Here is a 12,565-nt window from a genome sequence, read left to right as displayed (position 1 = left end):
TTACTTGTTCGGGTATTACGCCACCTTGCCGACCACATCTGAATTCAGACGGGTCGGCAAGGTGAACAGTGCGCTACCGGTCAGCTCAGAAGTCGGCCGGGGTGTGCTGTGCCGGGTCGGCCTTGACCTCGGCCTCGGCCTCGGCCGGGGTCTCGACGGCCGGGGCCTCGGTCGCGGCAGCGACATCGGCTTCGGCAGCCGGGGTCGCCGAGGACAGGAGCTCCTGCTCCCATTCGGCCAGCGGCTCGCCTGCGCCGGCTTCGGGCTTCGCGTCGCCGGAAGCCTGGCCCGCGCGGGCCTGCACGCCCTCGGCCACCGCGGAAGCGACGACCTTGGTGAGCAGTGCGGCGGAACGGATCGCGTCGTCGTTACCCGGGATCGGGTAGTCGACCAGGTCGGGGTCGCAGTTGGTATCCAGGATCGCGATGACCGGGATGTTCAGCTTGCGCGCCTCGCCGACGGCGATGTGCTCCTTGTTGGTATCGACGATCCAGATGGCCGAGGGAACCTTGGCCATGTCACGGATACCGCCGAGGGTGCGGTCCAGCTTGGTCATCTCACGCGTGAGCATGAGAATTTCCTTCTTGGTACGACCCTCGAAGCCACCGGTCTGCTCCATCGCCTCGAGTTCTTTGAGGCGCTGCAGGCGCTTGTGCACGGTGGAGAAGTTGGTGAGCATGCCACCCAGCCAACGCTGGTTGACGTAGGGCATCCCGACGCGCAGCGCCTCGGAAGCGATCGACTCCTGGGCCTGCTTCTTGGTACCGACGAAGAGGACGGTGCCACCGTGGGCGACAGTCTCCTTGACGAACTCGTAGGCCTTGTCGATGAAGGTCAGCGTCTGCTGCAGGTCGATGATGTAGATGCCGTTGCGGTCGGTGAAGATGAACCGCTTCATCTTCGGGTTCCACCGACGAGTCTGGTGGCCGAAGTGCGCGCCGCTGTCGAGCAGCTGCTTCATAGTTACGACAGGCATAGCCTTCGTATCTCTCTTTCGTTGCCGGTTGTCGCGGTCGATCGGCGATCGACTGCCCTGGCGCCACCGAAACCGCCGGACCCGATTCGAAGAATCCGGGACCAGCCGACGATTTCCCTGTTCATCCGCTGGAGAACTCGCGCTGACATGCCCTCGCGGACCGTCTGCATTGCGAGCGACGACCGGATGGACGAGCACGGGTGGCGCGCGAAGTCGGTCCGTGCTGTGCACACGCATTGGCTGCTGAGCACAAACCGCTTGTTCAGTCTACGCGGAGCAGGGCCAGGTCCGAAATCGCCCCTGCGCAACGACCGCCCATTTCGCGGATGAAGTACGCGATATCCACATGCGGGCAAGTTGTCCACATTCCCGAAGTCGTTGTCCCGGTGGGGTTGTCCGGCGCCCAGAGTTGGGGCATGAACACTTTGACACGCACCTTGATCACGACGTTTCCGCTGCTCTGCGCGGCGGGAATCGCTGCCGCACCGGCCGCGGCACACCCCGAGAGCGGCGCTCCGGACGCAGACGTCGCGCCGACGCTCTCCCATCACAGTGGATCATCGTCCGTATGCGCCGGAGTGCGCGGGGCTGTCGTCCTGGCCCACCCACCCGAGGACGTCGGCCAGGTGATTCGCCCGGCGCAGCGCGCGGCCGCGCCCGGCGCTGTGCCGATAGCACCGCCCGTGCCGAATCCTCAGAGCGCGCCGACCTCGCCGGGCAGACCGGCGGCGGACGTAGCCGTCGAAATCAACCTGAGAGCAGCGGTGGCTGTGGAACTCCCGCCGAGGCCGACGCCGGAAGGTGTGCGCAGGGGCGCCGCGCCTGTGCAGCCGCGGGAGCGCCCGTCCGGCCCTGTCTCGTGCGGCCGGGAATCGACCATGGTTCCGGTGACCGTGCCTCGACGCGAACTCGTTCCCGCACCGGTTCCGGTTCAGGTGACGGTCCACGATCCCGGCTCCGCCCCGGCGCGGCCGCAGGGGATCGATCAGAGTGCGGGGGCTCGGTCGGAGATCGAGATCGTGGTGCGGGCGGGCGGCGGAAGTGGATCAGCGGCCGAACTCCCCGCAGTCCTGCGGGAGATGCTGCGGTCGCTGGCCGGGCAGCAGCGTGTGCCGACACCACGACCTCACCGCTGAGGCCTCGATGTTCGAAAGGTTCCCTGCCGATCGCTCGCGGCCCGACAACACGGCGTGGCCGGGCAGGACCGGTCGCGGTCGGCGGCCGCGCACATCCTCGACGATGCGGCGAGCGGCGCTCCGGACGTGGACGATTCTCGGGCGGGTGCTGGGTGTCGTCTGCCTGGTGGCGATTGTGCTCAGTGGGGCGGTGCCCGCCGAGGCGGCGGAATCGGGGCCGTTCGGTTGGCCGTTGCGGCCGCGGCCGACGGTGGAGCGCCGGTTCGACAAGCCGGAGCGGAATTGGCTGCCGGGACATCGGGGGGTGGATCTGGCGGGTAGCGCCGGGCAGACGGTGCTGGCGGCGGGGGACGGCATCGTGGTGTTCGCGGGGGAAGTGGGGGGCAAGCCGGTGGTGTCCATCGATCATCCGGGCGGCTTGCGCACCACCTATGAACCGGTGACGGCGAAGGCCGCGGTGGGGAGCCGGGTGGTCAGGGGCACGGCGATCGGCACGCTGGTGGCCGGACACGAGGGGTGTCCGGCCGCCGTGTGCCTGCACTGGGGAGCCCGCCGTGAATCCGGCGCCCACAACCGGCGCGAATACGTCGACCCGCTGGGACTCCTGCACGAGGTGCCGGTCCGGCTGAAACCGTTGGAACCGTGATGTGACGAAACGCTCCGCCACCCCGCCCCCGCGGCAGCCGGTCGCGGACGAGAATCGAGGCGTGTCCGAGAATTCAGCGCCTTTCACCTATCCCGACGTGGGCGCCACCCGCGCCACGATGCCCGACGGGTACCACCGGTTCCGGAATCGACGGCCGATCGGCCACGGCCGCGATCTGTTCGAGCGCGCGGCCACCTACATTCTCGACTTCGGAATTCAGAAGGGCGTCGGCACCTTTCGCGGCGCCGACACCGAAACCGCGCAGCCCGGAACCGAGTTGACGGTCGTTCTCCGCATCGGGCCACTGAACATCAGCGCGCCCTGCCGCGTCGTCTACGTCCTCGACGAACCCGACCGCCGAGGTTTCGCCTACGGCACCCTGCCGGGACACCCCGAGGTCGGCGAGGAACTGTTCGCCGTCGAATACGACCCGACCGACGACACCGTCTACGGCCTGATCACCGCCTTCTCCCGGCCGGGCGCCTGGTACGTCCGTCTCGGCGGACCCGTCGCCCGGCTGATCCAGCGCTGGTTCACCCATCGCTACCTGAACACCTTGCCCACCAGCAACTGACGTCGCGGCCCGGTCGGCACGGGTACGGCCATCAGAGCAGCGCGGCCAGCGTGTCGGCTTCGGCGCTCAACCGATCGCGGCGATCGATCGCGCCGAGTCGGTCATATTCAGCTGCGGCACAACGTCTTTCGTCGATCTCTCGACGGACGATCGCTTCGATCTCGACCTCGGTGAGGTCGCGGCGAACAGCCTCGGCCGCACCGAGGCCGACTGGGCTTTCCTCCATGGCGCCGGCTCGTACGTCAGCGGCATCGATCGCCTCCGCGTTGTCGATCGCCGCCAGCGCCGAACGCAGCGCCGTGACCGCGCCGAGGTCGCGGGCCTTCATCGCAGGTTTCAACGCGGCGCGCAGCCGCTCACGCAGGGAAGTCACGTCCACCACACTATTTTCTGACAACGCCCCCGGTGCCGAGTACGTCGCAGGGCGAGCGCGAGCTACCCGTTGAGCAGTACGGTGACCGCCGCGATGAGGGAGACGGCCGCGACAGCGAGGGTGGTGGTCGCGACGAATCGGTGCGCGGTGCCAGAGCGTCCGCGATCGAGTGCGCGGCCACGCGACCAGCCGACTCCGGACACGAGCAGGGCGACCGCAGCAGCGGCGAAAGGGACCGGCCATGTCGGCCAACCGTCGACAGTCGCCTCGTGCACGAAGAGCAGGGCGCAGCCGGCCGCTCCGAGAGCGGTGCGCCGCCAAGCCAGGGCGGTGCGCTCCATCGCCAGGGTCGGTGCGGTCACGACAGCACGACCGCCACGCAGGCGAGCACGGCGACGATCGCGACACCGGCCGACAACACGGGAACCAGGACCGTTCCGGGCAACGGTCGCCCGGAACGCATCGCGAGATCGACCCGGCGCCAGTGCCGGAAGGCGGCGAGGGCCACGGCCAGCGCCATGATCAGGCAGATCATCGAGATGGCACCGGCGAATCCGGCCAGCCGAGTCGGCTGCACGAGGGTGTGCACCGCGACGCCGCCGGCGAGCAGACCGATCGCGGTCCTGATCCACGCCAGAAACGTCCGCTCGTTAGCGAGGGTGAACCGATAGTCGACCTCTTCCTCGCCGTCGTCCGATTCGGCCCCGACCTCGGGCAACGTCACGACCACCACCTCCTGCCCCCATCATGCGCTACCCCGATCCACCCACCGATGATCCGTATGAGCGCGGCGTCGATCGTGTTGTCGCCGCTGATCTGTGCGGTGACAGCGCGGCGCCGATCGTGCGCACTCCATGACAGGGACGTGCGAGGGTTCCCGGCCGTCCGAGGAACTCCCGGAGCGGCACTGTTCCGGGGAGCCAACTTCCCCAGACCGGACACGAGGATCGGCACGCTGCGGGTCGACCAAGGTCACCCGCCGACGCGGGGAAGGTGTGAACCCGTTTCAAGGCGACCAGTCGCAGGGGGCGGCCCCAGACCGCTCTAGCCAATCGGCCGCGCACGGGGCCTGGCCGAGAACCCACTCGGCACGATCAGCCATCGAAGGCGGCCGGGCCGAAGACCGACTCGACGCGGTCAGGCGCGGGGGTGGGCCTGGTCGTGGACTCGTTTGAGGCGTTCTACGGAGACGTGGGTGTAGAGCTGGGTGGTCGCCATGCTGGCGTGACCGAGGAGTTCCTGGACGACGCGCAGGTCGGCGCCGCCCTCGAGGAGGTGGGTGGCGGCGCTGTGGCGCAGGCCGTGCGGGCCCATGTCGGGAGCGCCGGGGATCGCGGCGATGACGTCGTGGACGACGGCGCGCGCTTGGCGCTGGTCGAGGCGGCGACCACGCTGGCCGAGGAACAAGGCGCGGCCCGAGTTGCTGTTGACCAGCGAGGGCCGGCCGGCCCGGAGCCAGGCCTCGAGCGCCGTGTCGGCCGGACCACCGAACGGTACCGAGCGCTCCTTGTTGCCCTTGCCGAGCACCCGCACCAGACGGCGCTCCCGGTCGATGTCGTCGAGATCGAGACCGCACAGCTCGCTGACACGAATCCCGGTGGCGTACAACAACTCCACGACCAGCCGATCCCGCAGCGCCATCGGATCCTGCTGCGCCGCCCCGGATTCCGCCGCGACCATGGCCTGTTCGGCCTGACCGCGGCCGAGCACCGCGGGCAACACGCGATGGGCTTTCGGAGCTTGCAGGCGCAGCCCCGGGTCGACACCGAGCCGCCCGGTCTCGGTCAGCCACGCGGTGAAAGTCCTTGCCGCCGATGCCCGCCGAGCCAGGGTCGTCCGGGCCACCCCCGCCGCCGCCAGCTCGGCCAGCCACGACCGCAGTAACGGCAGATCCAGCTCCCGCACCGCCGAATCCGCCGACCGCGCGTACAGATGCTCGAGCAGCGACCGAACATCCCCCAGATACGCGCGCACCGTATGTGCTGACCGATTCCGGCCCAACCGCAGATGCCGTCCGAACTCGGTAAGCAACGCGGTCAGGTCATCGGGCAACACATCCATGACCCAACCGTCACCCTTCCCGGTCCCCCACGCAACCCACCACGCCGCCGAGCCGACCGAACGGTCCGCTGCGCCGAACTGCCCGTCTGCGCACCCGTCGCCGCCCTGCCGGCGAAGCACTCAGTCGCCCTACCACTCGACGAGCGCCGCGCAGCCGGGACAGACCCTGCGCTCGCCCGGCCCACCGATGTTCACACGACAACACCCTGCTGGGCGCTCACGACGTCAGCTGGCTCGCCGACCGGAGGTCCGAAACCACCCACCGGAATCGCAGCCGACCAGTTCGGCGAGCTCCAGGCTCGGCAGGACCGCTCGAACCGTGGCCAGGTCCAAGCCGGACTGCTGCGACAGTTCGCGAGGTAGACGCGAGCCGATGGTGGGTAGCGCCGCGTAGATCTCAGCTTCAGCACCGCGCAGGTGGCCGGCGGGGTCCGCCGTGCCACCTGCGCTGACGGGGAGACGGAGGGGACCCGCTTCGTCGATGATGTCGTCGGCTCGGGTTACCAGCAGCGCCTCGCCGTCTCTGATCATGCGATGACAGCCTGCCGAGGAGGCCGACCCGACCGGTCCCGGCACAGCCATGGCCGGCCGGCCCAGTCTGCGGGCCCATTTCACGGTGTTGCGAGCGCCACTGCGTAACCCTGCCTCGACCACCAGAACCCCGTCCCCGAGCGTTGCGATCAACCGGTTCCTCGCCAGGAACTGATGTTTCTGCGCCGAGATGCCCGGCGGGTATTCGCTGACGACCAGACCACTTTCGGCGATGGCGGCGAGCAGGCGGTCGTGCTGCGCCGGATAGGGACGATCGACACCGCAGGCGAGGACCGCGACGGTGGTTCCACCGACGGCGAGGACCGCCCGGTGTGCCGCCGCGTCGATGCCGAAGGCCGCTCCGGAGACGATCGTCCAGCCCCGGCCTGCCAGGTCGCACGCGATCTCGCTCGCCACCTGCAACCCGTATCCACTGCTACACCGCGAACCGACCACCGCGACAGCACGTTCGGACGCGCTGTGGAGCGAGAGGGGACCCCGCGCCCACAGCACCAGCGGCACAGCCGCCTCGCGATCACGCTCGCTGTCGAGCTGATCGAGTCCGAGCATCCGCCAGCCCGGCCATTCCTCGTCGTCGGGAGTGATCACCCGCCCGCCCAGACGCGCGATCGTCTCCAGATCCGCTGCTGCCGAGTCGATCTCACGCCGCATCGCGGTGGGACCACGCAGTGCCGCGGGCAACTCGTGCTCACGGACAGCACGCGCGGCCTCGCACACCCCGACCGAGGCGATCAAGGCCGACAGTGGCGCACACGGCCCCTGCACCACCCGCGACAGGTACACCCAGGCGAGTCGGCGCTCGTCCGGATCACCGTCGAGGTCCACCACCTCGCCGACCGCACACGATTCGCTCATTGCGCGCCTCGCTGCCGGAAGTTCAACGACGACATCACATCCTGCACGGTGGGCCGCTCCCCTTCGCGCAGATCGCAGACCGTCCAGGCGACCCGGATGGCCCGGTCGGCGCCACGGGCCGACATGCGCCCCAGCCGTAAGGCCGTCTCGATCGGCGCGATCGCTTCCCGCGGCAACGTGAATCGCTTCCGCAGAATGTGGCCCGGCACTTCGGCATTGGTCGCCCACCCGTCCTCGCTCCACCGCTGCGCCGCGCGGGCTCGCGCCCGGGCCACGCGTTCGGCCACCGTGCTGCTGCTCTCGGCCTGTTCGTCGCCGAACGTCGCACCGGCGTGCCCGTGCATCTGGACCCAGATATCGATGCGGTCGAGCAACGGCCCCGACAGTTTGCCCAGGTAGCGGCGCCGTGCCAGTGGCGCGCAGATGCAGTCCACATCGCGTGCCGGAGCACACGGACAGGGATTGGCCGCCAAGACGAGCTGGAAGCGGGCCGGGTACCGGGCAACGCCGTCGCGCCGGGCGATGCGCACTTCCCCCTCTTCGAGCGGAGTCCGCAGTGCCTCCAGGACTTTCGTGCCGATCTCGGCGCATTCGTCGAGGAACAGGACCCCGCGATGGGCCCGGCTGACCGCGCCGGGACCGGCCATGCCGGAACCACCGCCGATCATGGCGGTGACCGACGTCGAATGATGCGGCGCGACAAAGGGAGCCACCGTGAGCAACGGCTGCTCGGCCGACAGCGATCCCGCCATCGAATGGATCGCGGTCACCTCCAGCGACTCCGCTTCCGACAGCGGCGGCAGCAGCCCCGGAAGACGTTGTGCCAACATCGTTTTGCCGATCCCGGGCGGCCCGGTGAGCAGCAGATGGTGCCCGCCTGCCGCAGCGACCTCCAGCGCCCAGCGGGCCTCGTCCTGCCCGACGACATCGCTGAGGTCACCGCACGGGACCTGTGTCCCCGGCACGACGCCGTCGGGTTCGAGCAGCCGGCCCTCCCCGCGCAGCCACGCCACCACTGCCCGCAGGCTCGTCGCCCCGAGCACCTCGATTCCCTCGACCAGCCCCGCTTCGGCCACCGCCTCGGCGGGCACGACCACCGTGGGCAGCCCGGCCCGACGGGCCGCGATCACCGCGGGCAGCACCCCGCGCACCCGCCGAACCCGCCCGTCGAGCGCCAATTCCCCCAGCAGCACCGTTTTCACCAGCCGCTCGCCGGGCACCGCCCCGGAGGCGTCGAGCACGGAAACCGCCAGTGCGAGGTCGTAGACGCTGCCCACTTTCGGCAGTGTCGCAGGCGAGAGGGCCAGGATCACCCGGCCGTCCGGCCACTTCTCCCCCGTATTGGCCACCGCCGAACGCACCCGATTGCGCGATTCCTGGAGGGCGGTATCGGGCAGACCGACCAGATTCACCGAGGGCAGACCCTGACCTATATCGGCCTCGATCTCCACGAGCTGCCCGTCGACCCCCGTCACAGCGACCGACAGCGCCCGTCCGAGCGCCATCAGAACGCGCCGGTCAGATGTTCGATGACCGGCCCGCGCCCCCGCGGCATCAGGACCGACACGACGTCGAAGCGGATCCGCCGCCACGGCCCGTCCTGTTCGGCCAGCCACAGCAGCGCCAGCCGGCGGATGCGCTGCTGCTTGCTGAAGGTGACCGACTCGGCCGGAGTTCCGAACCCCAGGCCCGACCGCGTCTTCACCTCGACGAACGCGGTGATCGACGGGTCCTGGGCGATCAGGTCCAGCTCACCGTATCGACACCGCCAATTGCGGGCGACGATCTCCATCCCCGACTCGCACAGATACTGCGCGGCCAGCTTCTCCCCGTACGCCCCGAGCGCCTGTTTGTGTGCCATGAGCGAAAGCATGGCCACAGACGCTCACGTGGCTGTCCCCCGCGACCTGGGCAAAAGAAATCCTGTGGATAACCGCGCCCCTGTGGACAACTACTCCGGCAGGCGCAGGTCCGGCTTCTCCAGCTCCTCGATGTTCACGTCCTTGAACGTGATCACCCGAACGTGCTTGACGAACCGTGCCGGGCGGTACATATCCCACACCCACGCATCGCTCATCCGCACTTCGAAATACACCTCGCCGTCGGCGTTCTGCGGACGCAGCTCGACCGAATTGGCCAGGTAGAAGCGCCGTTCGGTCTCCACGACGTACGAGAACTGGCCGACGATGTCCTTGTACTCGCGGTACAACGACAGTTCCATCTCGGTTTCGTACTTCTCGAGGTCCTCAGCACTCATCGGGTGGGACGTCCTCCTGCTAGCAGCGCCGCGTTCATTGGTGACATCATCGCGCATGTGCCGCGCGAGTAGCCACTCGGCTACCTCCGGGCACCTCGAGCTCGCGCACATTCCGCCAGGAACGGCGGTGTTCTGTGCTCGGTCCGAGCTGCCGCAGGGCGGCGGTGTGCTCGGGCGTGTTGTAGCCCTTGTGCGCGGCGAAACCGTAGCCGGGCAGCTGCGCGTCGAGCTCGACCATCATCCGGTCCCTGGTCACCTTCGCCAGGATGCTCGCGGCCGCGATGCAGGCCGCGGTGCCGTCGCCGCCGATCACCGGCAGTGACGGTGCGGGCAGGCCGGGGACCTTGAATCCGTCGGTCAGGACGTAGCCGGGGGTGCGTTCGAGACCGACCACGGCTCGGCGCATGCCCTCGATATTGGCGACGTGGATCCCGATCGAGTCGATCTCCCACGCAGGTACCACCACGACGCTCCAGGCCAGCGACAACCGCTGAACCACCGGGAACAGCTCCTCACGAGCCGCCTCCGTGAGTTTCTTGGAGTCGTCGAGCCCGGCGAGCTTGTCGTAGGCCTTGGGCGCCAGCAGGCACGCGGCCACCACCAGCGGACCCGCGCAGGGTCCGCGCCCCGCCTCGTCGACACCGGCCACCGGCGCGAGGCCACCGCGCACGAGCGCGGCCTCGAGCGTGCGTAGTCCCGCCGCCCGGCGCATCACCATCCGCGGCGGCCAGCTGGTCCGATCCTGCCCCACAGTTCGATTGTCCCGTCGCGTCAGTTCGACCGAGTGTTCCGGGTGCGTGTTCGCCCCGGAACACCCCTCCTCAACGTGTCAGTTCTCTTGCGCGTTCTGGGTCTTCACTGGGCACAGAACACTCGTCCTCATCGTGTCAGTTCTCTTGCGCGTTCTGAGTCTTCACTGGGCCCATCCGGTTCGGCGGCCAGATCTTGAACACCGTTTTGCCCCGGACGTTGTCCACCGGCACGGTGCCCTGGAGATCGTCGCTGACGTGTGCGCGCGAATCAGCCGACTCGTTGCGGTTGTCGCCCATCACCCACAGATTGCCCTCCGGCACCTTCACCGGGCCGAACACCCGGCCTGCCGGGTACACGGCGTTGGGACGGTCGGTGTACCAGGGGTAGTCCTTCTTGATGTACGGCTCGTCGAGCGGTTTGCCGTCGACCATGACGCGACCCTGCGGATCGCAGCACTGCACGGTTTGCCCGCCGACCGCGATCACGCGCTTGACCAGATCGTTCTCGTCCGGCGGGACCAGCCCGAAATAGGACAGGAAGTTCTGCAGACCGCGCACGACAGTGTTGTCCGAACGCACCGACTTGTAGTGCCCGTTCCACGACGGCGGCCCGACGAACACCACCACGTCGCCCGGTCCGGGTTCGGAGCCGTAATAACTGATCTTCTGGACGTAGATGCGATCCCCGATCAGCAGCGTGTTCTCCATCGACTGCGAGGGGATCACATACGGCCGACCGACGAAAGTCACCATCAGCGCGGCGATCACAGCCGCGATCACGACGAGTATCGGCAGCTCCTGCCAGAACGGGCGCTGCTTCTTGTCGCCGCGCTTTTTTCTGCGCCGCCCGCCTTCGTCGCCCGAATCGGACACCGACACCGACCCACTTTCGTCTGCCACGCCGAACAGAGTAGCCCGGCACCCCGACGTGAGTCGGGTACCGGGCTACCTGAAGAATTCTGGTACTGCGAAGTGCTACTGCGAGATCAGCGCTTTTCCTTGATCTTGGCAGCCTTGCCGCGCAGGTCGCGCAGGTAGTACAGCTTGGCGCGACGCACGTCACCGCGGGTCACGACATCGATGTGGTCGATGTTGGGGCTGTGCACGGGGAAGGTGCGCTCGACACCGACGCCGAAGGACACCTTGCGGACCGTGAAGGTCTCGCCGATGCCGCCGCCGTGACGCCGGATCACGACGCCCTTGAAGACCTGGATGCGCTCCTTCGAGCCTTCGATGACCTTCACGTGCACGTTCAGGGTGTCGCCCGGACGGAAGTTGGGGACATCGCTACGCAGCGACTTCTCGTCGACGAAATCAAGGGTGTTCATTTTCCACCTTTTCGGATTCTTTGCGTGAACAGAGGAACCTGGCGGCACTCGCGCGCTCGACCGGTTCATGCTCAGAACAGGAGTGCTCTCGGACATGACTCGTCCAAGGCAACCGGTTCATTGTGCCAGACCGGGTAGCCCTGATCGAAATCGGCCTCACTGCTCGTCGGTCTGGTCGGCCCGGCGGCGCGGCAGCAGGTGCGGATGCGGCGGCGGTGCCGAGGGCGCCGGGACGACGGTCCGCGCCAACTCCGCCTCGGCTGCCGTGCGCGCGTGCTCGACGTCGGGCTTGCCCGCGATGAGGTCCTGGATGAAGATCTTCGCGCGGATGACCGGGCGACGATAGCGCCGCTCCCGCGCGACCGCCCGGTTCATGGTCTTGGGCCGGTGGCCGTAGCGCCAGCGCGCCCACGGGGCGCCAGGCCTGCTCAACCGCACCGCGCCGACCAGCAGCAGCGGCGTGAAGAACATGCCGAACAGCCCGGTCCAGATCTTGCCCTTGGCGATCACGATCGCGGCGAGCACCAGATTCACCGTGATCGTGATCACCACCCCGACCCGCACCCCGACACCGCGCGATGCCCGGAAGTCGTCGTAGTCCAGAAACGTCGCCGGTTGGACGCCGAGCAGGAGCAGACCGGTCACGGCGAAGGCGACGAAGACGGCGTCCACCGAGGTTCGGCCCTGCTCGGACCAGTAGACGTCACGCAGATAGAAGATCAGCGCGAATTCGTCGAGTACCAGCGCGGCGCCGATCCCGAAGATCGCGGCCAGCACGCTCGAGGTGACCTGGGTGGAGTCCTCGGCGGTGGCGATCAGCCCGATGCCGGACAGCAGCACGGTGATCACGCCGAACACCATGTGGTGGATGTGGGTGTCGCCGGCTTTCACATTGCCCGGCCACCAGCGCACATTGGCCCGGATCATCCGCACACTCACCCGGATCACCACGAAGCCGAGGATGAACCCCAGCAGAAAACAGAGCAGGGGCAGGCGGCCGTGCGCGATCACCTCTTCTTCGAGCCACCGTCGCATGCCGCCCGCCCTGTCGTCGA

16 protein-coding genes are annotated in these 12,565 nt (G+C 68.3%); 3 read left to right on the top strand and 13 right to left on the bottom strand.

The window, feature by feature from the left end:
- Window positions 1–85 precede the first annotated feature (85 nt).
- Window positions 86–976, bottom strand: coding sequence for a 30S ribosomal protein S2 (rpsB, locus tag ACFULV_RS09950; protein WP_062989975.1), 891 nt, complete (start codon window positions 974–976; stop codon window positions 86–88).
- Window positions 977–1,392: 416 nt separating this feature from the next.
- Here rpsB and ACFULV_RS09945 point away from each other — a divergent pair, with 416 nt between their 5' ends.
- The 3 genes from ACFULV_RS09945 (at window position 1,393) to ACFULV_RS09935 (ending at window position 3,332) form a co-directional block, all read left to right on the top strand.
- A complete protein-coding gene (locus ACFULV_RS09945; protein WP_378655124.1) occupies window positions 1,393–2,112 on the top strand; it encodes a hypothetical protein in 720 nt (239 codons plus the stop codon).
- A 103-nt stretch (window positions 2,113–2,215) separates the two neighbouring features.
- The gene (locus ACFULV_RS09940; RefSeq protein WP_378655121.1) at window positions 2,216–2,758 is read left to right on the top strand and encodes a M23 family metallopeptidase; all 543 of its coding nucleotides are present in this window, start codon (window positions 2,216–2,218) and stop codon (window positions 2,756–2,758) included.
- Window positions 2,759–2,819: 61 nt separating this feature from the next.
- On the top strand, window positions 2,820–3,332 hold the full coding sequence (locus tag ACFULV_RS09935) for a DUF1990 family protein (RefSeq protein WP_378655119.1): 513 nt from the start codon (window positions 2,820–2,822) through the stop codon (window positions 3,330–3,332).
- Between the two features lie 31 nt (window positions 3,333–3,363).
- Here the strand turns inward: ACFULV_RS09935 and ACFULV_RS09930 are convergent, their stop codons facing one another.
- From ACFULV_RS09930 to ACFULV_RS09875, 12 genes are all read right to left on the bottom strand, one after another.
- On the bottom strand, window positions 3,364–3,705 hold the full coding sequence (locus ACFULV_RS09930; RefSeq protein ID WP_378655116.1) for a hypothetical protein: 342 nt from the start codon (window positions 3,703–3,705) through the stop codon (window positions 3,364–3,366).
- A gap of 62 nt (window positions 3,706–3,767) precedes the next feature.
- Window positions 3,768–4,067, bottom strand: coding sequence for a DUF202 domain-containing protein (locus tag ACFULV_RS09925; RefSeq protein WP_378626384.1), 300 nt, complete (start codon window positions 4,065–4,067; stop codon window positions 3,768–3,770).
- Window positions 4,064–4,429, bottom strand: coding sequence for a YidH family protein (locus ACFULV_RS09920; RefSeq protein ID WP_378626383.1), 366 nt, complete (start codon window positions 4,427–4,429; stop codon window positions 4,064–4,066). Before ACFULV_RS09920 ends, ACFULV_RS09925 begins: the two co-directional genes overlap by 4 nt.
- Before the next feature lie 413 nt (window positions 4,430–4,842).
- Window positions 4,843–5,766, bottom strand: a complete 924-nt coding sequence (locus ACFULV_RS09915; protein WP_378626382.1) for a tyrosine recombinase XerC — start codon at window positions 5,764–5,766, stop codon at window positions 4,843–4,845.
- 225 nt (window positions 5,767–5,991) lie between these two features.
- Window positions 5,992–7,173, bottom strand: a complete 1,182-nt coding sequence (dprA, locus tag ACFULV_RS09910; protein ID WP_378655114.1) for a DNA-processing protein DprA — start codon at window positions 7,171–7,173, stop codon at window positions 5,992–5,994.
- Window positions 7,170–8,678 carry a YifB family Mg chelatase-like AAA ATPase gene (locus ACFULV_RS09905; protein WP_378626380.1) on the bottom strand — a complete coding sequence of 503 codons (1,509 nt, stop codon included), beginning with the start codon at window positions 8,676–8,678 and terminating at the stop codon, window positions 7,170–7,172. The genes dprA and ACFULV_RS09905 overlap by 4 nt, the downstream gene beginning before the upstream one ends.
- Window positions 8,678–9,034: a YraN family protein gene (locus ACFULV_RS09900; RefSeq protein ID WP_378626379.1), complete on the bottom strand. Its 357-nt coding sequence runs from the start codon at window positions 9,032–9,034 to the stop codon at window positions 8,678–8,680. The genes ACFULV_RS09905 and ACFULV_RS09900 overlap by 1 nt, the downstream gene beginning before the upstream one ends.
- A gap of 90 nt (window positions 9,035–9,124) precedes the next feature.
- Window positions 9,125–9,430 carry a DUF2469 domain-containing protein gene (locus ACFULV_RS09895; RefSeq protein WP_011210678.1) on the bottom strand — a complete coding sequence of 102 codons (306 nt, stop codon included), beginning with the start codon at window positions 9,428–9,430 and terminating at the stop codon, window positions 9,125–9,127.
- Between the two features lie 46 nt (window positions 9,431–9,476).
- Window positions 9,477–10,181: a ribonuclease HII gene (locus ACFULV_RS09890; RefSeq protein WP_378655112.1), complete on the bottom strand. Its 705-nt coding sequence runs from the start codon at window positions 10,179–10,181 to the stop codon at window positions 9,477–9,479.
- Between the two features lie 136 nt (window positions 10,182–10,317).
- A complete protein-coding gene (gene lepB, locus ACFULV_RS09885; RefSeq protein WP_378626377.1) occupies window positions 10,318–11,082 on the bottom strand; it encodes a signal peptidase I in 765 nt (254 codons plus the stop codon).
- 86 nt (window positions 11,083–11,168) lie between these two features.
- On the bottom strand, window positions 11,169–11,510 hold the full coding sequence (rplS, locus tag ACFULV_RS09880) for a 50S ribosomal protein L19 (RefSeq protein ID WP_062986944.1): 342 nt from the start codon (window positions 11,508–11,510) through the stop codon (window positions 11,169–11,171).
- Between the two features lie 156 nt (window positions 11,511–11,666).
- On the bottom strand, window positions 11,667–12,545 hold the full coding sequence (locus ACFULV_RS09875) for a hypothetical protein (protein WP_378626376.1): 879 nt from the start codon (window positions 12,543–12,545) through the stop codon (window positions 11,667–11,669).
- Window positions 12,546–12,565: the final 20 nt, after the last annotated feature.

Source organism: Nocardia sp. NPDC057272, assembly GCF_042668615.1.
In the GTDB taxonomy this organism is placed as follows: domain Bacteria; phylum Actinomycetota; class Actinomycetes; order Mycobacteriales; family Mycobacteriaceae; genus Nocardia.
Note: the sequence above shows the minus strand (reverse complement) of the source record. Positions and strands in the feature narration are given on the sequence as shown.